Genomic DNA, 18,524 nt, shown 5'->3' on the forward strand with positions numbered 1-18,524 from the left:
TGAAGTGGTCCGCCGTTATGTTTAGGAAAACGGAGGATCAGAATGGGAACGAAGCGACACAAGCCGGAAGAGATTGTCACGAAGCTGCGGCAGGTTGAGGTGCTTGTCGGTCAGGGATTGCAGCGCGTGGATGCGATCCGCGAAGTGCGCATCACCGAGCAGACCTACTACCGCTGGCGCAAGCAATACGGCGGGATGGGAACCGACCAACTCAGAGAGCTCAAACGGCTGCAGAAAGAGAACGAGCGGCTGCGTCGCGCCGTTTCGGATCTGACCCTGGACAAGCTCATCCTGTCGGAGGCCGCAAAGGGAAACTTCTGAGCCCCGCTCGCCGCCGGGCCTGCATAGATCATGTGCGCAGTCGGTTCAGCGTGTCGGAACGGAAGGCCTGCCGTGTCCTGGGGCAGCACCGTTCCACGCAGAGAAAATTGCCACGAGGCCGGGTCGACGAGGCGCGCCTGATCGCGGACATGATTGAGCTGGCGCGCCAATACGGCCGCTACGGTTACCGGCGGATCGCGGCCCTGCTGAGGGATGCAGGCTGGCAAGTGAACGACAAGCGTGTCGAACGCCTGTGGCGGCGTGAGGGGCTGAAAGTGCCTGCGAAACAACCGAAGAAAGGACGGCTCTGGCTGAACGACGGCTCCTGTGTCCGGTTGCGGCCCGAATATCGCAACCACGTCTGGAGCTACGACTTCGTGCATTGCCGGACCGATGATGGGAAGGCCTTCCGCACGCTGAACATCCTCGACGAACATAGCCGGGAGTGCCTGGCTATCCGGGTGAAGCGGAAGCTGAACTCAGGTGACGTAATCGATGCCTTGAGTGACCTGTTCATCCTGCGGGGCGTCCCGGCCTACATCCGGTCCGACAACGGTCCTGAGTTCGTGGCACAGGCTGTCCGGGACTGGATTGCTGCGGTCGGCTCCAAGACCGCCTACATTGAGCCGGGATCCCCCTGGGAGAACGGATACTGTGAAAGCTTCAACGCCCGGTTCCGCGATGAACTGCTCAACGGAGAAATCTTCTACAGCCTGCGCGAGGCTCAGATCCTGATCGAACAATGGAGGAAGCACTACAACACAAAAAGACCACACAGCGCCTTGCGCTATCGCCCACCGGCTCCGGAAACACTCGTCCCGATGGACCCGAGGCCGGTCATGCACTAACAATCAAACCGGACCACTCAGGTGGGGCTGATCACATCCACAACGGCAACTCACTTACACAAAACTAAAAACTTTCGACACTCTAGGCCGTGTTGACGCTCTGAGAGAGAAGAGCCAATTATGTTGAAAGTTAGGCTCGATCATCTTGCGTTGGGGCAATAGAAGTTTTGCTTTCATGTTCGGAGAGGCAGCTCTGGACCGTCTTGCGCATCTAGCCATCTCAGTAGTCGCGATCTTGCTGAGTTTACTTCTTATCAATTTGGCCGTACGGGCCGACAAAAGTTGCGACGGTAGCGAACGGCAGAAACGCTCCTACCCCTGTGCCCCGCTCAGCACAACCAGCCGGTGCGGGGCCGTCACCACGATGTGCTTGCGCGTGGAGTGCACGATGCCGTCCTTCTCCCAGGCCGACAACAAACGGCTGACGGTGTGCAGCGTGGTGCCGGTCATTTCGGAGATATTGCGGCGGGTCACGGGGAAGGCGATCTCGATCCCCTCCTCCACCTTGCGGCCCGATTGGGTCACCATCCGCAGAAGCGCTGCCGCCACCCGCTGCTCTACTGCTTGCGTCGCCAGTTCGGTGATCCTTGTCTGCATCTCCCCCAGCCGCTGGCCCAGGGTATTGTAGCTCTCAGTGGCGAAGCCCTGGTACTTGGCGGTGAACTCCCCCCACAGCCGTACCGGCCAGGACAGTGCCAGCAATTCAGAGGCGGCGATGGCGGTGGCCGGATAAGTGTCGCGGTTCAGCGCCGGCGCGATGCCGAACAGCTGGCCCGGCGAAATGTGCAGCGCGATGATCTGCTCGCCGCCCTCGGTGGTCTTCACCACCCGGATGTAGCCATCCAGCAGCAGGTGGAAGCGTTCGGCGTCATGGCCTTCGTGAAAGATCTCCGCGCCTTCGTCATACCTCTTGGGCAGTGCCTGATCGAGGATTTCGCGGATCTGGCCGCGTTCCAGGAGGCTGAAGGGCGGCAGCCCGGTCAGGAGGCTTTCGTCGAGCTTGGACAAGAATGCACCGCAAGTTTGCTGAAGGACAAAGAGATACCCCCGCCGTTATCGCATAGTGAAGCCAGAGGAAACAACCGTGCGGGAAAAACGGGAAATTCCAGAAACAGGGGACACTCCCTCTTCCCTGCCCGCCGGTGCTGATCCAGAGGGTCCGGCAAAAGATTGCGTCCCTTGCGCCGGACCGGCGGGCGGCACCTGACCAGTGCCGCCCGCCTTTCATCTGCCTGGACGCTAGGAGGCCGTGATGGCTGCGCGAACCGACTATACCGGACCTGTTCTCTTCTCCTTCGGCTTCCGGCCGTTTTTCCTGGGTGCCTGCCTGTTTGCCCTGCTGGCGGTGCCTGTCTGGCTGCTGATCTGGCGCGGCAATCTGGAGTATTCAGGTCCCTTCCTGCCGTCTGACTGGCACATTCACGAGATGATCTTTGGCTACGGCGCCGCCGTGGTGGCGGGCTTTCTGTTCACCGCGGTGCCAAACTGGACCGGGCGGATGCCTGCGCGCGGCCTGCCGCTGGCGCTGCTGTCCGTCCTGTGGCTGCTGGGGCGGCTGGCGGCGGCGGGCTGGCTGGGACTGCCGGCGCTGGGGGTGATGGTTGCGGACTGCGGCTTCCTGGCCGCGGTGATTGCCATGATCGCGCGCGAGATCATCGCCGGTGAGAACTGGCGCAACCTCAAGGTGCTGGTGCCGGTTACCCTGCTGGGCGCCGCAAATGCCTGCTTCCACATCGAGGCGATGACCGAGGGCGCGGCAGATGTCTCGCGCCGGCTGGGCATTGCGGTGCTGATCTTCCTGATCATGCTGATCGGCGGCCGGATCATCCCAAGCTTCACCCGCAATTGGCTGGCCAAGCACGGGGCGGAAAAAATGCCGGTGCCCTTTGGCAAATTCGACGCCGTAGCGCTGGTCTTTGGCGCAGCGGCGCTGGTGGCCTGGACCGCGGCGCCCTGGGCCGCCGTCAGCGGCGCGCTGTTGCTGGCAGCCGGCCTGCTGCACGCGGTGCGGCTGGGGCGCTGGCGCGGCCTTGCCACCCTGCCCGACCCGCTTTTGCTGATGCTCCACCTGGCCTATGCGCTGGTGCCGGCGGGGCTGATTGCAGCGGGCGGCGTGCCCTTTGGCCAGACCGAACCCGCTGCCGCAGCGCATATCCTGGGCATCGGCGCCATCGGCGGCATGACGCTTGCGGTGATGATGCGGGCCACCATGGGCCACAGCGGTCGCCCGCTGGTCGCAGGCCCGGCGCTGACAGTCTCCTTCATGCTGCTGCTGGGAGCGGCCGCCCTGCGTCTGGCGGGCAGTGCTGAGCTGATGCCCGGCTGGGACGGGATCCTGGCCTCGGGCGTGCTGTGGACAGCCAGCTTTGCCCTGATGGTTCTGAAAACAGGCCCTTGGCTGGTCTCGCAGCGCCTTGGTCCCAAAAAGGTGTCCGGCAAACCAGCCGCCCCCCAGTCATCCCCGGCCGCAGCAGAACGCGCTTAGCTCACGTATTTTTAACGGCCTTCTCAGAGAATGCCATTCCGGGTAACTAGGAACTGGATAGAACGAGGAGGTCACGAATGCAGTGGAAAGCTGCCGCCGCCGCTGTGGTGCCGCTGCTCTTGTGGGCCGTTTCGAGCCTGGCCAATGCCGCCGGGCTCGAGAATTTTAAACGCCCTTCAACCGTGCCCTTTCCTGAAACAGCCCCCTATAACCGCGAGATCGCCACGCTGGGCAAGATGCTGTTCTTTGATCCCCGCCTATCCGGCGGGCAGAACATCAGCTGTTCAAGCTGCCACAATCCATCCTTTGGCTGGGAAACCCCCGTGCCCAAGGCGATTGGCGCCGGGAACACACCGGTGCGCCGCCACGCTCCGACATTGCTGAATGCTGCCTGGATCACCCCCCTGTTCTGGGACGGGCGCGCAGCCAGCCTGGAGGAACAGGCCGTCGGCCCGATCACTGCAGCGGACGAGATGAACGCGACCTTCGCCGGTATTGCCGCCCGGCTGAGTACGGTGCCGGACTACCGTGCCTGGTTCGAACGGTTGTTCCCCGGGCGGGGTATCGGCAAGGAAACAGTCCTCATAGCGCTCGCAACTTATCAGCGCACCATTGTCAGCGGGGTCGCACAATTCGACCGCTGGACGGATGGCGATGACACCGCCGTGCCTGAGGCCGCCAAGCGCGGTTTTGAGTTGTTCACCGGGCGGGCGGGCTGTGTGTCCTGCCATACAGGATGGATGTTCACTGACAATCAGCTTCATGATATCGGCATGCCAACCGACGACTTGGGCGGCGGCGGCGCAGCACCTGGAAACCCGGACCTGAACTACCGTTTCAAGACGCCGGGGCTGCGCAGCATCGCACTGCGGGCGCCATATATGCACGACGGCTCCCTGCCATCGCTGCGGGCAGTCATCCGCCATTACGCAAGCGGGGGATCTGCCCAAGCCGGGCGCAGCCCGGATATCGCTGGCTTTTCTGTCAGCGAAGACGAAATCTCAGACCTAATTGCCTTTCTGGAGACCCTGACGGATACCGAGTTCTCATGTTCCAACCCCGATCCTGCCGGCCAATTGATGCGCGCTGCTGAAAGGGGCCATATATGAACATCAAGCGCTCCACCGTCCTGCCAGTTCTGGTTATTGCGGTTGCGGCTTTGCTGGCCGCGCTTCTGGTAGGCGGCATGGCAACTTATGCCTCGGGGCGCAAGGATGCGGTGCTTGAGGCCTCGCTGGAGGTGACCCGCCGCACCAGCAGCGTCAGCGCCGGCATCACCGCGGCCCAATTCTATGCACAGGACGTTCTGGCAATGACCCGGCTGATCCCCCAGGATGAAGCCGCCAGCCAGTTTCAAGCCCACCTTCGCAACATCAACCGGGACCTGAACGCCCTTCTCAAACAACCGCTGCCGGGGCACCTGCGCAGTTCTGCTGAAACGCTCAACCAGTCATTGACGGAATGGTGCGAGATGGCAGTTATTCTGCTGGGCATCAAACCTGCCCAGCAGATACCCACTCTCAGCGCCCTGATGATGAGCAGCGAGGCGGTCACCCAGCAGGCGGAGACCGTGACCCGGCTGGCCGCTTCACACGCGGAACAGGCCGTGGCAGCAGCCAATCAGGCATTGTCCCGGATCTTCATTCTTGGCCTCACCGGCACCGCCCTGCTGATGGCCGCCGCGCTGATCTTTGCCATGCGCAAGGCGCATGCCATTTCAGAGGCGATGCAGGTGGCCGCATCCAAACTGCGGCGCCTTGCCAGCCGGGAGCAGCCTGCCTCGCAACAGGAAGCGGATGAAATCTCTGCCGTCTTCACCGCCCTGGACACCCTGGAAGCCAGCCTGGTGGAAAAAAAGCGCATTGCCGAACACTTGCAGCAGGAAAAAACCCGAGCCGAGGCCGCAACTGAGACAAAGTCCCGATTCCTGGCTACGATGAGCCATGAAATCCGGACCCCGATTAACGGGGTCCTCGGGATGGCGGAAGTGCTGAATGAAACCAGCCTGACACCTGAACAGCAGTCCTGTACCGGGACCATACTAGCATCCTCTGAGGCGTTGCTGCGCATCGTCAACGACATTCTCGACTTTTCCAAGCTGGAAGCCGGCAAAACCCAGATGCTGGAACAGCCCTTCAACCTGCGCGATGTTGTTTATGATGTCGCCACGTTGATGTCGCCCTCAGCCACTGCCAAGGGTGTGGAGATCTGCATCGACATCCCGGAGAATACCCCGGCCGTCTTTATCGGTGACAGCGGCCGGGTGCGCCAGATTCTGATGAACCTTGTCGGCAACGCTGTGAAGTTCACGCTGGAAGGCCACATCAGCATTCGGCTCAACTATGATGCCTCTCACAGAATTCCCTTGTGTATAGATGTCCGCGATACCGGCGTCGGCATTCCGGAAGAGAGCATCGGCCAGATTTTCCATGCCTTTGAACAGGTGGAAAGCACCACTGCCCGGCGTTTTGAAGGCACCGGCCTGGGCCTGGCCATCTCCTCGCGCCTGGCACAGGCCATGGGTGGGCGGATCGATGTGGTCTCGCAGACCGGCCAAGGGTCCTGTTTCACGGTGTGCCTGACGCTTCCGGTTGCAGCACCAGCACAATTGCCCCGCCGCCCGCTGGCCGGAAAACGCGTGGCTGTAGCCGCCGACCTTGCGGTTGCACGGGATGTGCGGCTGCGCCAACTGGCCTACTGGGGGGCTGAGACTCTGGCCCCGCGCAGCATGGCCGGCCTGCTGGAACAAGTCGCAACCATGGCGAAGGAAAACCAGCCGCCCGACCTTGTTCTAGTCGAAACCAGCCTGCCGCTGGAGCAGGCCAGGAACCTGTGCCGGAGCCTGCACGCACTGCCCGGCTGCCGCGAGTTGCCCATCGTCTTTTGCGCGGGCAGCCAGATGCTCTCGGCCTATGAAACGCTCAAAGAGTGTAAGACTTTGCGCGTCCTGATGAAGCCGGCCCGCAACAGGCTGCTGCTGCAAACCCTGCAGGACGCGCTAAGCACTGGCGCCGCGCCCGCAACATCCCCCATTTTGCAGCAGGCAGAGGCTGCGCCAGACGCGAACCGGTTCAGCCACCTGCGCCTGCTGGTGGCTGAGGATAACCGGACCAATCAGCTGGTCCTGAAGAAAATGCTGGCTCCCACTGGCGTTCAGCTTACCATTTGCAGCAACGGGCAAGAGGCGGTGGACACTTTTGCAGCCCAAAGCTTTGATCTGGTGCTGATGGATATGTCGATGCCGGTGATGGACGGGCTGGAAGCCACCCGGCGCCTGCGGGCCTGGGAACAGGAGAACGGGCATCCGCCCTGCCCTATCCTGGCCCTGACAGCCAATGTGCTGAGTTCCGACGAAGCCGCGTGCCGCGCGGCGGGGATGGTTGGATTTCTGTCGAAACCGGTCCGGAAACAGCAATTGCTGGAACACATTGCCAAATGGACCAATGGCCCGGCATCCGACAGCGCCGCCACACATGTCCGGCAGGCCTGACACAAGCAGATTCCGGCCTTTGCCCTATCTGAATTCACGAAACATCACAAAAGCACACGGTTTCGTGATAGACTGAAGTTCTGCCTGAGTCCGGCAGGACTTTACCAGTTCCGGAGATTTTCAGGCGCCTGCCATCGTGGTGCTCAATTGGCGGAGCAGCCGCACGCTGGCAGCTTTGGTGAAAGTAATGAGTGATTGGGGGATCACATGTCCGTTTTGCAAATCGGGGCCGCGCGCCCTGCCGATGGGGTATTAACACATTCAGAAAACCCGGACTGGGGCGCAACCGGGACAAACCTTCTGCATATGGCACCCAGTGGTCTGGGAGCCGGCGGCGAAATGGCCGGAGAACACCGTCCCAATCCGCGCGACATTTCAAACATCCTGTCGGTGCAGGACGGCAGCCTCCCGAACAGCGCCGGGGCCTCTGATTTTCTGTGGATTTGGGGACAGTTCCTGGATCATGATCTATCACTGACCAGCGAAGGGCACACCACCCGCGCGGATATTCCTGTGCCCGCGGGCGATCCGCATTTTGATCCTGAAGGCACTGGACAGGCGGTTATCCCCTTTACCCGGGTCGACCAAAAAAACGGCGCATACATAAACGAGATCACGGCCTATATTGACGCGTCGATGATCTATGGCTCAACTGCAGAAACCCTGGCAGCATTGCGGGCGGACGGCGGCAGACTGAAGATGACCCAGGACAATCATCTGCTGCTGGAGGGCCACGGCTTCCTCACCGGTGACGTGCGCGCCGCCGAGAATGTCGCACTGTCGTCGATGCACACGCTCTTTACCCGCGAACACAACCGCCTGGCGGCCGAACTTGCCCTCAGGGATCCAGGCCTGACCGATGATCAGCTGTTTGAAGCCTCCCGCGCCCGGGTCGAAGCTCTGGTTCAAGCGGTAACCTTCAAGGAGTTTCTGCCCGTGCTGCTCGGGCCCGCTGCCATTAACGCGTATGACGGGTACAAAGCGGGAGTGAACCCAGGCATCGCAATCGAATTTTCAACGGCCGTTTACCGGCTGGGGCACACTCTGCTTCCAGCCAGCCTGCAACTGGTATCGGAAAACGGAACCCGGCTGGATCCGCTGGCCCTGCGGGACGTCTTCTTTCAGCCGCATCTGGTGAGCCGGGACGGGATGATGGAAAACGTCCTGCGCGGCGCTGCTGGACAGGCCGCGGAGGCCGTCGACACCAAAGTGGTCGAGGATGTGCGCTCCTTCCTGTTCGGTGCGCCTGGTGCAGGCGGACTGGATTTGGCCGCCCTCAACATCCAGCGCGGCCGCGACCTGGGGGTTGCCAGCTACAACGGCCTGCGCCAGGCGCTTGGCTTGGATATGGCGGAAAGTTTTGCAGATATCACCGCGGACCCGGCCCTTGCCACCCGTCTGGAGGAGGCCTATGGCGACGTCGCCCTGGTGGATGCATGGATCGGCGGCCTGGCCGAGGACCCGGCCGTCGGCAGCCTGCTGGGAGAGACCTTTTCCATTGTGATGGCGGACCAGTTCACCCGCCTGCGCGATGGCGATCCATTCTGGAGCCAGTCACGGGACGGCATCCCCGCCGGCGAGCTGAAAACACTTTGGGCAACCAGACTGTCCGATATTGTCCTGCGCAACACGGATACCGGTGTCCTGCAAAAGGAGGTCTTTGCCGGTATGGACAGGACCGTCGGCTCTGGAGCGGACAACGCGCTGCAGGGGGGTGGGGGACGGGACTTCATGCATGGCCGGGGTGGTCATGATTTTCTTTTCGGGGGCGCTGGCGGTGATGATCTGCAAGGCGGACGTGGCGATGATACGCTGCAGGGCGCCAGGGGAGAGGACTACCTGAGCGGCGGAACAGGCCACGACGTGCTGGGCGGCGGGAGCGGAAGCGACCGCCTTGGCGGTGGACACGGGCACGACGCCCTGACCGGCGGTAGCGGGCGGGACAGGCTGAGCGGACGCCAGGGGGATGATTTTCTGTCAGGCGGCAGCGGCAAGGATCATCTCTCCGGCAACAGCGGCCGCGACACGCTGAACGGAGGACAGCACGCTGACACTCTGTCCGGCGGCATTGGGGATGATCTGCTGACGGGCGGCACCGGCGGCGACTGTTTTTTGTTCCGCACCCGTCATACCGGCAACGACACCGTCACCGACTTCACCCCTGGCCTGGATGAAATCAAGGTCACCGGCCCGATGCGGCACGTCCTGCAGATTGAGGAACAGGCTGCCGGGCTGCTGCTGTCCGATGGCAGGGACTGGTCCGTGCTGCTGGAGGATGTCAGCCTGGCGGCGTGGCTGGACGGCGGCGACAGCTTGCTCTGACCCCGCGCCTCCGGCGGGCGGCAGCGCACCACGCCCTCCTTCAAGAACAGGCAGCCGCCGATAGGAAACTTACGTCAACCCAGCCAGCATGGATGTCGCAACTCCCTCATTCGCTGACGCAATCAGCGGACAGGTGGAAATCGCGCAGCGCCTAAAATGCCCGATCAGATTTCCGCAAGGCTGCCCAGCCCGCGCGGGAGGCGACAGGCATCGGGGAGGACGCGCCGCCATGAAAGACAAGACAACCACAACCGAACAAGCAATGGCGCTGATCCGGGACGGGGATGTCGTGACCACCACCGGATTTGTGCAAAGCTGCATTCCGGAAATGCTGCACGCGGCACTGGAAAAGCGCTTCGTGGCCGAAGGCGCCCCCCGCGACCTCACACTGATCATGTGCGCAGGTGCGGGCGACAGCAAGGGCCTGGGCACCGGGCGCCTGCATCATGATGGCCTGTTGCGCCGGGTGATTGCCGGCAACTTCGGCCGGATGCCCAAAGTCGCCCAAGCCGCACAGGAGAACAAGATCTGCGGCTACAACCTGCCCCAGGGAGTGATCTCGCAGCTCTACCGCGCCTGCGCAGCAGGCCAGCCCGGCCTGTTCTCCAAGGTTGGCTTGCACACCTATGTCGACCCGCGCCATGGCGGCGGCAAGGTGAACAAGGTGACCAAGGAAGACATCGTCCGTTATCACGAAGTGGATGGCGAGGAATGGTTGTTCTACAAAGCCACCAAGATCGACGTCGCCTTCATCCGCGGCACCAGTGCTGACCGCTCCGGCAACATCAGCATGGAGCGCGAGGCGCTGACACTGGACTGCCTGGCCCAGGCGATGGCCGCGCACAACAACGGCGGCATCGTCATCGCCCAGGTGGAACGCATCGTCGAGGACGGTTCGATCAAGCCCAAAGACGTGAAGATCCCCGGCCTGCTGGTGGACTGTGTCTGCGTCGCAGATGACCCGGAGATGCACCGGATGAACTATGGCGTGCAGCACAATCCGGCCCTGTCGGGCGAAATCCGGGTCCCGGTTGAGGGCATCGCCAAGATGCCGCTGGATCAGCGCAAGATCATTGCCCGCCGCGCCGCCTTTGAGCTGCCGCCCAACGGTGCTGTGAACCTCGGCGTCGGCGCGCCCGATGGCGTGGCGGCCGTGGCCAACGAAGAAAAGGCCACTCCCTATATCACCCTCACCACCGAGGCAGGCGCGGTGGGCGGGGTGCTGGCAGGCGGCTCAAGTTTCGGCTCCTCCGCCAATGCCGACGCCATCATCGACCAGAACCAGATGTTCGATTTCTACGACGGCGGCGGGCTGGACCTCACCTGTCTCGGCATGGCCGAATGCGACGCCGAGGGCAGCGTCAACGCCTCCCGCTTCGGCGGCCGCCTGAACGGCTGCGGCGGCTTCATCAACATCTCGCAGAACTCCCGCGCCGTGGTCTTTGCCGGCACTTTCACCGCTGGCGGGCTGAAGGTTGCGGTCGAGGACGGCCAGCTACGTATCGTCCAGGAGGGCCGCAACAAGAAGTTCGTGCGACTGATCGAACAAATCACCTTTTCCGGGCCTTATGCCTCGAAACGTTCGCAGCCGGTGCTTTATGTCACCGAACGCTGCGTGCTGCAGCTGACCCCCAAGGGGCTAGAGCTGATTGAGATCGCCCCGGGCATCGACCTGCAGCGCGATATTCTGGACCAGATGGAGTTCAAGCCGATCATCGAGAACGTCACCCAAATGGACCCGCGCATTTTCCGCGACGAGCCAATGGGGCTGATGAATGACCTGCTGAACCTCAACCTGTCGGAACGCGTCACCTATGACGCCGCCCGCCACACCATGTTCCTCAACCTGGAAGGCTGGAGCGTCAAGAAAAAGCGTGACATCGAGGATCTGGACCGGGTGCTGCAGGAAGCCTACGCCAAGAGCGGTACTGGTGTAAGCATGGTGATGAACCAGAACGGCTTCCGCATCGCCGAAGATCTGCAGGACGACTATGCGGCCACAGTCGGGCAGCTTCTAAAGCACAATAGCGAGTTGATTGCCCATTACACCACCAGTGCCTTCATGCGCCTGAAGATGCAGGGCGAGCTGTCAAGCCGCAGCGTCCAGCCGCATATCTTCGAAAGCGGCGAGGAAGCACATCAGGCGATCTGGGGCTCTTGAAACAGCCTCTTCCTGCCCCGTAAGGCAACGGGCTTCGCCATTGATTGCCCCCCTGCCCCGGCCTGTTCAATCACGCCGGGACAGCGCTCATCTAGGAGCCTTGCGATGAGTATCCCCTTTATGGAAATGGCCGTCCAAATCTTTCATTTCATTTTGATTTCCGGCATTGAACGCCCCGGCTCCGGGACCTGTGCCACTGCTCCGGCTGGGTTTTTCAGGGGGCATGGAAAAGAACTGCACTTTTTTTCAAAAACCCTCTTGCACCCCCCCGCAACAAACTTTAGACAGCGCCTCACCGATGGGGTGTAGCCAAGTGGTAAGGCAGCGGTTTTTGGTACCGTGTACCGTAGGTTCGAATCCTACCACCCCAGCCACAGAATTCTAAGCCCGATGCTTCACGCATCGGGTTTTTTCGCTTTTTACCAAGTCAAATCAACGGCATAGAGAATCTGCGAAAACTGCCCACTTGACCTAGGGTTGTGCATCCCGCAACATTTCCCGCAACAAATCCCGCAACATTTTGCCCTCTGGCAGTGCTTGGAGATTGGGAATGGATGACCGGGGGCTTAGGACGCCCTGAAATTCCGGGACTGGTGGGGGGAAAAGATTCAGCGGGAGGGGATGGACCTCGAAACCGCAAACAAGGATTTCGGGCATCTGGCGAAAATGCTGTCCGACTGGGCTGCACTAAAGAAAATCGAACTGGACAACCCGTTCGTAAAGCTCCGGTTCGAGGTGAGGCGCAACAAGAACAAGACGGTTCACCCGCCATTTTCCAGAAAGCATGTAGCGGACGTCCTCCTAGCCCCTGGGGCGCTGGACGGGTTGAATGATGAGGCGCGGGACATTTTCCTGATGACCATCAATACCGGCGCCCGGCCCAGCGAGATAACCGGCGCACCCCTAGAGGATTTTGTCCTGGACCATAACGTCCCGCACCTCCGAATCCGGGAGAATGGGCGGGAGGTCAAGGTGGCCCATACTGAGCGGGACATTCCCCTGCTTGGCATTTCGCTTGAAGCGGCCCGGCGCATCAAAGACAGAGGCGGGATTGGTCAATACTGGGACAATGCGGACGGATGGCCGAGCAACTTGTCCGGCGGCGATGTGGGAAATAGAGTTATCCATACGCTAAACGCAGAAGGAATATCCTCCTATGCGGATGCCGCGCAATACTTTCAAAATCAAACGACCTTCGAACCATTTGAGCAACAGATATTTAGTGAAATTTCCCACCCAATCAGTAACGTCAACGACACACCTACCGGCGGAGTGACGATTTTTGGCGCAGCCACTCTTCGGGAAACATTAACTTCTGACATCTCGAGCCTTGCAGACCCTGACGGGCTCGGATCGCTATCCTACCAATGGCTGCGTGACGGCTCAACAATCTCCAATGCTACCAATGAGAGCTACACCCTTACTGAGGCGGATGTCGGTTCGGAGATTTCCTTGCTTGTCAGTTACACCGATGATCAGGGCACTCTGGAAACTGTGACCAGCGGAGCCACCTCTCCAGTCGTTGGTGAATTGGTTCTTTTTGGCAACCGGCAAGACAATGTGCTGATAGGCGGAAGTTTCAATGACCGTCTTGTGGGGCGAGCAGGTGACGATACCCTTAGCGGGAACAAAGGCGATGATATCCTATTGGGTGGCCTGGGTGCGGATACTGCCGCAGGAGGGGCTGGGACCGATACATTGAAAGGCAACGGCGGCAGCGACCGGCTGGTTGGCAACGGCGGCAACGATCTGGTGCTAGGTGGCGGTGGGCGCGACAGTCTGCTAGGCGGTGGCGGCAATGATACGCTGTCTGGCGGAAGCGGCCATGACATTTTACAGGGGCAACGTGGTCACGATGAGGTAACTGGCGGTGGTGGGCGCGACACCTTCGTCTTCAACCGTGGCGACGGCGCCGACACGATCACCGACTTCGAGCTAGGCATCGACCATATTCAGATCGGTCGAGGCGCTTCGAGATTTGGGCAACTCGACTTTGAGCAGGTTGGCGACGATGTGCTGGTGAGCTTCCGTAATGTCGAAATCACGGTCGAGAACACCGCAGTCGATGACCTAGCCGTGAGCGATCACTTCCTGTTCGTCTAAACGCCCGGCGCGACCCAAACTGGCATAAAAAACCAAAGTGGTCACCCCCGGCCAGCACGAAGCCAGCCGGGGTTTCTCTATGGTATCTTCCGGGTTAGCACGTATTCCGCCAGCCATCGCCAGTAGTCTTCAGCGTCAGCGAAGCCCTGAGATCTAGCCGCCAGATCCTCTGCCCTAGAACGAGAAAGGCCGCCATCGTGTTCTGCGATAGCGGCCCTCTCGTCGAATGCATCTATGTCAGGCACCTGGCTCACGGTGAAACCCCAAAGGGCAACCTGATCTGGTCAACGATCGACCGTTTCTGCTCGTCGCTGATGCCTGCTGAGTAGATGCCGTAGGTCAGGCCATTCTCGGAACGTGCTGACTGGTGCCCAACCAAAGACGCCGTGAAGTGCTCAGGCACACCGGTACGCTCGCACTGGGTCACGAACCACTTCCTTGTTGAGTGAAACACCAGCCCTGGACGCTCCAACCGCAACCGTCGACGAAGTACCGCAAATCCCTTAGTTACATGGTTCACGGTTAGCTTCGGGAACAATGGGCCTGCCGAGGGCAGCGTTCGGAACACTTCATCAAGTAGAGGATGAACCGGCACCAACCGTTCGGCAGCATCGGTCTTCAGCAATCTCAGTTGGTTATTCGCCTTCCAATGGTCCGTTCAGTGAGTTGCCGCCCACGCAGTCGTCAAAGACCTCGGTGATCCGGAACAAATGCTCCGGCCAGTCCTCAGACGCGTGGATGACCACGATGGTGCCTTCAGTCAGCTCAGCCATAGCAGAACCGCGATGATGACTAGCCAAACAAGGAACTCGTCTCCCCAAGAAAGCTTGGGCTTAGGAGGCTTGGAGTGCCTGAGGAGCAGAGCAAGTAGTTGATACAGCATGATAAACCTCCGTAGTTGCTATCAATTTAGATACGGAGGGATGCTCGGTTTTAGGGGCTTGCAGTTTCTCTAGTCAGGCAACTCAACTCAATGTCTAAGGGTGTTGCTGCGTACTGCCGATAAGCGCGCGCAGTCTTTGGCCAGCCTTAACGCAGGTATGGAATTATGGTGTCTGTTCCAATCTTGAGGCGAACTATGATGCTTGCGTCCCCTTCCTCCCGCTTCCTGCAAAATGGCGGCCAGTCCGAGTTCACGGTAAGCCTGCAGAGGCTGGGGAGGGTGCTCGGCGCAGTCAGGAATACCGTGATGCTCTCGCAATCGCGCAAGGAAGATTTTCTGACCCCTCAGATGGATTTGGCCCCCAAACTGTTGGGGCTCTGAAAACTGATGCTGATGGAAGGTTTGCTATAAGGTTGCCGCTGTATGATGCTCTTGGCGCTGACGCTGCCAGCCGTGTTGAAGGAGTACAGCGTATTGGGTCACTGAAGAACCCACGGCGTGCCGTGCCGGTGGACTTTTCGAACGCGGTGATTGTTGTCCGCTTTCAATTCCATGTAAACTCAAATGGGAACTATGTTCCCGGTTCAGAGCCGCGCTTGATCACGATGTATCCGGAGGCAAGCAAATGAAAGAAATAGAAAAATTTGAGGGTTTTATCTTCTTCAACCTATCCGGAGACTCGTTTGATGCCAGGTTTCTGCGCAATCTGGCGATGAACGATGGCATGCGGCGAGACGCCTGGCGCACTGCCTTTGAGTGGGTTCTGAAGAACCGGCCTTACAGCGCTCAGGAATGGGAAGATCAGCACAACTCCTCCTTTGACACCGATGACGAACTATACGCGCACCTTGGGGCAGTCTTTGAGTACGTTTTCAACCGGGGACCAAAAGATTTCAAGTTCTGATCAAGCCGTCGCAAGGGTTCCCGTCTTCTAACGCAATGGGCCTCCATTAAGAAGCAATTCTCCCCCAACCACACCGCCCCTCGCCACCACCGGGTCTCCACCGTCACGCTCTCGATGGCAGCGGCTTGGACACGTTGCGTCTCCACTTGCTGCTCCGCCCAATGGCCATAACCCAAAATAGCCACGGGAACAGCAACGAGGAGGCCTAGCAGAACTTTGTTCGCTATGAGCCTGTCGATGTAGTCACCAAGGTTCGCCAAGAAATAAGAAAACGCCCACATCGGTCAATCTCCCTTAATAATATGCGCCTGCGCGGCAAAACCGCCCCCCGGTTTCGCTGCCTGTTCTTTCCGTACGATTTCAGCGTGCCGACAAGGCCGCTTTCCCATGGCTAGATATCCAGCTGGCATTTGCAGCCGTCGAAGAGAGCAGCAGCCTGCGGAATTGTTTCCGAGCGGGTGATATAGACTTCACCCCTCGGAAAAGCCCCGCTTACCTTTCACCCATACCACGGCCGGCCAGGATGATGCGGAGCTGATAGTATTGCTGCCGCCTGAAACTCCCCCGAGCCACTAACCGCAGGCGTTTGCCCTGACGGCACGCCAGCGTTCAGCCCCTGCGTTGCAGCTTTTGGCTCCGCGATGCCGGACAGATCAGACGAGCTTTAGAACCTGTTCGACGACATAATCCGTCTGGGCGCTGGTCTGGGCCGGGCCAATCGGCAGGCTGATGACCTCTGACGCCAGTTTCTCTGACAAGGGGAAAGCCCCCTGCCCGTATCCGAGTCCCGCGTAGGCGCCTTGAAGATGCGGCGGTTTGGGATAGTGGATGACGGTGCCGATGCCCGCCGTTTCCAGACGGGCCCGGAAGGCGTCACGCTCCGGGTGCCGCACCACGAAAAGATGCCAGACCGGGTCCGCCCATTGCGGAACCGCCGGCAGCACCAGGCTGGATCCGGACAGCGCATCCAGATACCGGGTGGCAATAGCCTGACGCCGGGCATTCCAGCCGTCAAGAACCTGCAGCTTCACTTGCAAAGCCGCCGCCTGCATTGGGTCCAGGCGGCTGTTCTGACCAGTAAGCTCATGCTCGTATTTGACCGCAGATCCATAGTTTCGCAGCATCTCAACCCGCGCGGCCAATTGCGCGGAGCTGGTTGTAAAGCCGCCGCCGTCCCCCAGCGCCCCCAGGTTTTTACCTGGATAGAAGCTCCAGCAGGCCGCCTCGCCGAAACTGCCGATCCGTTTGCCCTTGTACTTTGCACCATGTGCCTGAGCCGCGTCTTCGAGCAGATGCAGCCCATGCTTCTCCGCAAGCGCCAGCAGCGGGTCCATATCTGCAGGCTGCCCGTAAAGATGAACAGGGATGATCGCCCTTGTTTGCGGTGTGATAGCTGCTGCAACGGCCGCTGGATCGATGTTGTGGGTATCCTCCAGCGGCTCAACCGGAACAATACGGGCACCGCAAAAACTGACCGCGAGCCAGGTAGCGATATAGGTGTTGGCAGGCACGATCACCTCGTCGCCCGGGCCAATCCCCATCGCCCTCAATGCCAGTATCAGCGCATCCAGGCCGTTGCCGGTGCCCCGGCAAAAACCCGCGCCGGTGTAACCGGCAAACGCTGCCTCAAAGGCTTCGACCTCAGGGCCAAGGATGAAATAGCCCGACCGCGCAACCCGCAGCACGGCACTTTCCAGCCGTTCCTGGATCTCCGCATGAGCCCCCGCGATATCAAGAAAGGGAACCTTCATGACACCGCACCTGCGGCGGCTTTGAATTCATCATAGTCGCGGATATAATCTGCCTCATCATAGATCTCTGAGGTCAGCACCATACAAACCGCCCCAGAGGAAAAATTGTCCAGATAGCGCCACATCATCGGACAGACATAAAGCCCGTAATAAGAGCGGTTCAGATGGAACCGCTTGGTCTCGAACCCGTCATCAAGCAGGATGTCGAAGCTGCCGGACATGCAGATGATAAACTGATGCAGCGCCTTATGCGCATGCTCGCCTCGGTCGGCCCCGCCCGGAACATCATAAATGTAATAGACCCGCTTGATGTCAAAGGGGATGTGATTGCCGCCCTCGACAAAGGTCAGGTTGCCCCGCACATCGGTAATCTTGGGCAAGTCAATGATTTTGCAGTCGGTCAGAGGCACGGAAACCGCCTTCGCATTTGAATGTCCCTTGTGTATATGCATATCTGAACCGGACCAGCAAGCAGCGCCGCCGCCGCGGCCGCCTCAATCAAGGACAGCGCCCCTCCCATGAGCAAAAAGCTACTGATCATCGGTGCGGGTGAATTCGCCGACATCGCCTATGAGTATTTCACCGTGGACAGCGCCTACGAGGTTGCGGGCTTTGCTGTGGAATCTGAGTATCTGACGGAAACGGAGAAATTCGGCCTTCCCGTGGTGGCCCTGGAAACAGCCGATACGGTTTTCCCAGCTGCTGCGGTGGAGGCCCATGTGGCCGTGACCTCGACCAAACTGAACCGGGTCCGGGCACGGCTGATTGGGATCGCCCGTAGCAAAGGGTACACCCTGGCTAATTTCATCAGCCCCCGGGCCATGGTCTGGCGAACGGCCGAACTGGGCGACAACGTCTTTATTTTCGAGAACAATGTCGTGCAGCACGGGGTCACAATCGAAAGCGGCTGTGTGCTGTGGTCGGGCAATCATATCGGTCACCAGACCCGGATCCGCGAGCACTGCTTCCTGTCCTCCCACGTGGTTGTTTCGGGATATTGCGACATCGGCGCAAGCAGTTTTGTCGGGGTCAATGCAGCCTTTGCGGACAATGTTAAAACCGGCGACGACGGCTTTGTCGGGATGGCAGCGGTCGTCAACAAGAGCTTCGACACCCCTGGCCTGATCCTAAACGGCAACCCGGCGGAACCGGCCAAAGTGTCGTCTTACCGCTATTTCAGGATAAAGCCGTAAGATGGGCTGGGTTAAAAAAGGCCTGGTGTTCAGTCCGGACGGGAGCCGTACTTGGGCCCGGCA

General features: G+C 60.2%; 15 protein-coding genes and 1 tRNA gene. 11 read left to right on the top strand and 5 right to left on the bottom strand.

The window, feature by feature from the left end:
• Window positions 1-42: 42 nt before the first annotated feature.
• Window positions 43-1,169 (top strand): IS3 family transposase gene (locus ACXAEK_RS21175; RefSeq protein WP_475038988.1). Its coding sequence is split into 2 segments (ribosomal slippage): window positions 43-307 and window positions 307-1,169, totalling 1,128 coding nucleotides; the frame shifts between segments, so codons are not numbered across the junction.
• A gap of 312 nt (window positions 1,170-1,481) precedes the next feature.
• Here the strand turns inward: ACXAEK_RS21175 and ACXAEK_RS21180 are convergent.
• Window positions 1,482-2,177 (bottom strand): Crp/Fnr family transcriptional regulator, encoded by a 696-nt coding sequence (locus tag ACXAEK_RS21180; RefSeq protein WP_475044940.1) that lies wholly within the window; start codon window positions 2,175-2,177, stop codon window positions 1,482-1,484.
• Between the two features lie 244 nt (window positions 2,178-2,421).
• Here ACXAEK_RS21180 and ACXAEK_RS21185 point away from each other — a divergent pair, with 244 nt between their 5' ends.
• The 8 genes from ACXAEK_RS21185 (at window position 2,422) to ACXAEK_RS21220 (ending at window position 13,730) form a co-directional block, all read left to right on the top strand.
• On the top strand, window positions 2,422-3,654 hold the full coding sequence (locus ACXAEK_RS21185; RefSeq protein WP_475044942.1) for an NnrS family protein: 1,233 nt from the start codon (window positions 2,422-2,424) through the stop codon (window positions 3,652-3,654).
• A gap of 77 nt (window positions 3,655-3,731) precedes the next feature.
• Window positions 3,732-4,763 carry a cytochrome-c peroxidase gene (locus ACXAEK_RS21190; RefSeq protein WP_475044944.1) on the top strand — a complete coding sequence of 344 codons (1,032 nt, stop codon included), beginning with the start codon at window positions 3,732-3,734 and terminating at the stop codon, window positions 4,761-4,763.
• Entirely contained in the window at window positions 4,760-7,144 is a 2,385-nt protein-coding gene (locus ACXAEK_RS21195; protein ID WP_475044945.1) for a response regulator, read from the top strand. Before ACXAEK_RS21190 ends, ACXAEK_RS21195 begins: the two co-directional genes overlap by 4 nt.
• 207 nt (window positions 7,145-7,351) lie before the next feature.
• Window positions 7,352-9,466, top strand: a complete 2,115-nt coding sequence (locus tag ACXAEK_RS21200) for a peroxidase family protein (RefSeq protein WP_475044947.1) — start codon at window positions 7,352-7,354, stop codon at window positions 9,464-9,466.
• 229 nt (window positions 9,467-9,695) lie between these two features.
• Window positions 9,696-11,627 (top strand): acyl CoA:acetate/3-ketoacid CoA transferase, encoded by a 1,932-nt coding sequence (locus ACXAEK_RS21205; RefSeq protein WP_475044949.1) that lies wholly within the window; start codon window positions 9,696-9,698, stop codon window positions 11,625-11,627.
• A gap of 105 nt (window positions 11,628-11,732) precedes the next feature.
• Window positions 11,733-11,936 carry a hypothetical protein gene (locus tag ACXAEK_RS21210; RefSeq protein WP_475044950.1) on the top strand — a complete coding sequence of 68 codons (204 nt, stop codon included), beginning with the start codon at window positions 11,733-11,735 and terminating at the stop codon, window positions 11,934-11,936.
• Window positions 11,927-12,001: transfer RNA gene (locus ACXAEK_RS21215), tRNA-Gln, on the top strand. Before ACXAEK_RS21210 ends, ACXAEK_RS21215 begins: the two co-directional genes overlap by 10 nt.
• A 247-nt stretch (window positions 12,002-12,248) precedes the next feature.
• Window positions 12,249-13,730: a hypothetical protein gene (locus tag ACXAEK_RS21220; protein WP_475044952.1), complete on the top strand. Its 1,482-nt coding sequence runs from the start codon at window positions 12,249-12,251 to the stop codon at window positions 13,728-13,730.
• A gap of 250 nt (window positions 13,731-13,980) precedes the next feature.
• Here the strand turns inward: ACXAEK_RS21220 and ACXAEK_RS21225 are convergent, their stop codons facing one another.
• Complete coding sequence (locus tag ACXAEK_RS21225) at window positions 13,981-14,355, bottom strand: site-specific integrase (RefSeq protein WP_475044953.1); 375 nt, start codon at window positions 14,353-14,355, stop codon at window positions 13,981-13,983.
• Window positions 14,356-14,365: 10 nt separating this feature from the next.
• On the bottom strand, window positions 14,366-14,503 hold the full coding sequence (locus ACXAEK_RS21230) for a hypothetical protein (RefSeq protein WP_475044955.1): 138 nt from the start codon (window positions 14,501-14,503) through the stop codon (window positions 14,366-14,368).
• A gap of 735 nt (window positions 14,504-15,238) precedes the next feature.
• On the opposite strand from ACXAEK_RS21230, the gene ACXAEK_RS21235 reads away from it, so the two are divergent.
• Window positions 15,239-15,517, top strand: coding sequence for a hypothetical protein (locus ACXAEK_RS21235; protein ID WP_475044956.1), 279 nt, complete (start codon window positions 15,239-15,241; stop codon window positions 15,515-15,517).
• Window positions 15,518-16,170: 653 nt separating this feature from the next.
• On the opposite strand, the gene ACXAEK_RS21240 is transcribed toward ACXAEK_RS21235, so the two are convergent.
• Entirely contained in the window at window positions 16,171-17,268 is a 1,098-nt protein-coding gene (locus tag ACXAEK_RS21240; protein WP_475044957.1) for a DegT/DnrJ/EryC1/StrS family aminotransferase, read from the bottom strand.
• Window positions 17,265-17,678 (bottom strand): sugar 3,4-ketoisomerase, encoded by a 414-nt coding sequence (locus ACXAEK_RS21245; RefSeq protein WP_475044959.1) that lies wholly within the window; start codon window positions 17,676-17,678, stop codon window positions 17,265-17,267. Before ACXAEK_RS21245 ends, ACXAEK_RS21240 begins: the two co-directional genes overlap by 4 nt.
• Window positions 17,679-17,786: 108 nt before the next feature.
• On the opposite strand from ACXAEK_RS21245, the gene ACXAEK_RS21250 reads away from it, so the two are divergent.
• The gene (locus ACXAEK_RS21250) at window positions 17,787-18,461 is read left to right on the top strand and encodes a NeuD/PglB/VioB family sugar acetyltransferase (RefSeq protein ID WP_475044961.1); all 675 of its coding nucleotides are present in this window, start codon (window positions 17,787-17,789) and stop codon (window positions 18,459-18,461) included.
• Window positions 18,462-18,524 lie beyond the last annotated feature (63 nt).

It is taken from the genome of Leisingera sp. ABM4_101 (assembly GCF_056158725.1).

Coding starts and splice junctions, on each gene's coding strand:
- ACXAEK_RS21185 (WP_475044942.1), top strand. CDS start 2,422: ATGGCTGCGCGAACCGACTATACCGGACCTGTTCTCTTCTCCTTCGGC.
- ACXAEK_RS21190 (WP_475044944.1), top strand. CDS start 3,732: ATGCAGTGGAAAGCTGCCGCCGCCGCTGTGGTGCCGCTGCTCTTGTGG.
- ACXAEK_RS21195 (WP_475044945.1), top strand. CDS start 4,760: ATGAACATCAAGCGCTCCACCGTCCTGCCAGTTCTGGTTATTGCGGTT.
- ACXAEK_RS21200 (WP_475044947.1), top strand. CDS start 7,352: ATGTCCGTTTTGCAAATCGGGGCCGCGCGCCCTGCCGATGGGGTATTA.
- ACXAEK_RS21205 (WP_475044949.1), top strand. CDS start 9,696: ATGAAAGACAAGACAACCACAACCGAACAAGCAATGGCGCTGATCCGG.
- ACXAEK_RS21210 (WP_475044950.1), top strand. CDS start 11,733: ATGAGTATCCCCTTTATGGAAATGGCCGTCCAAATCTTTCATTTCATT.
- ACXAEK_RS21220 (WP_475044952.1), top strand. CDS start 12,249: ATGGACCTCGAAACCGCAAACAAGGATTTCGGGCATCTGGCGAAAATG.
- ACXAEK_RS21230 (WP_475044955.1), bottom strand. CDS start 14,503: ATGGCTGAGCTGACTGAAGGCACCATCGTGGTCATCCACGCGTCTGAG.
- ACXAEK_RS21235 (WP_475044956.1), top strand. CDS start 15,239: ATGAAAGAAATAGAAAAATTTGAGGGTTTTATCTTCTTCAACCTATCC.
- ACXAEK_RS21240 (WP_475044957.1), bottom strand. CDS start 17,268: ATGAAGGTTCCCTTTCTTGATATCGCGGGGGCTCATGCGGAGATCCAG.
- ACXAEK_RS21250 (WP_475044961.1), top strand. CDS start 17,787: ATGAGCAAAAAGCTACTGATCATCGGTGCGGGTGAATTCGCCGACATC.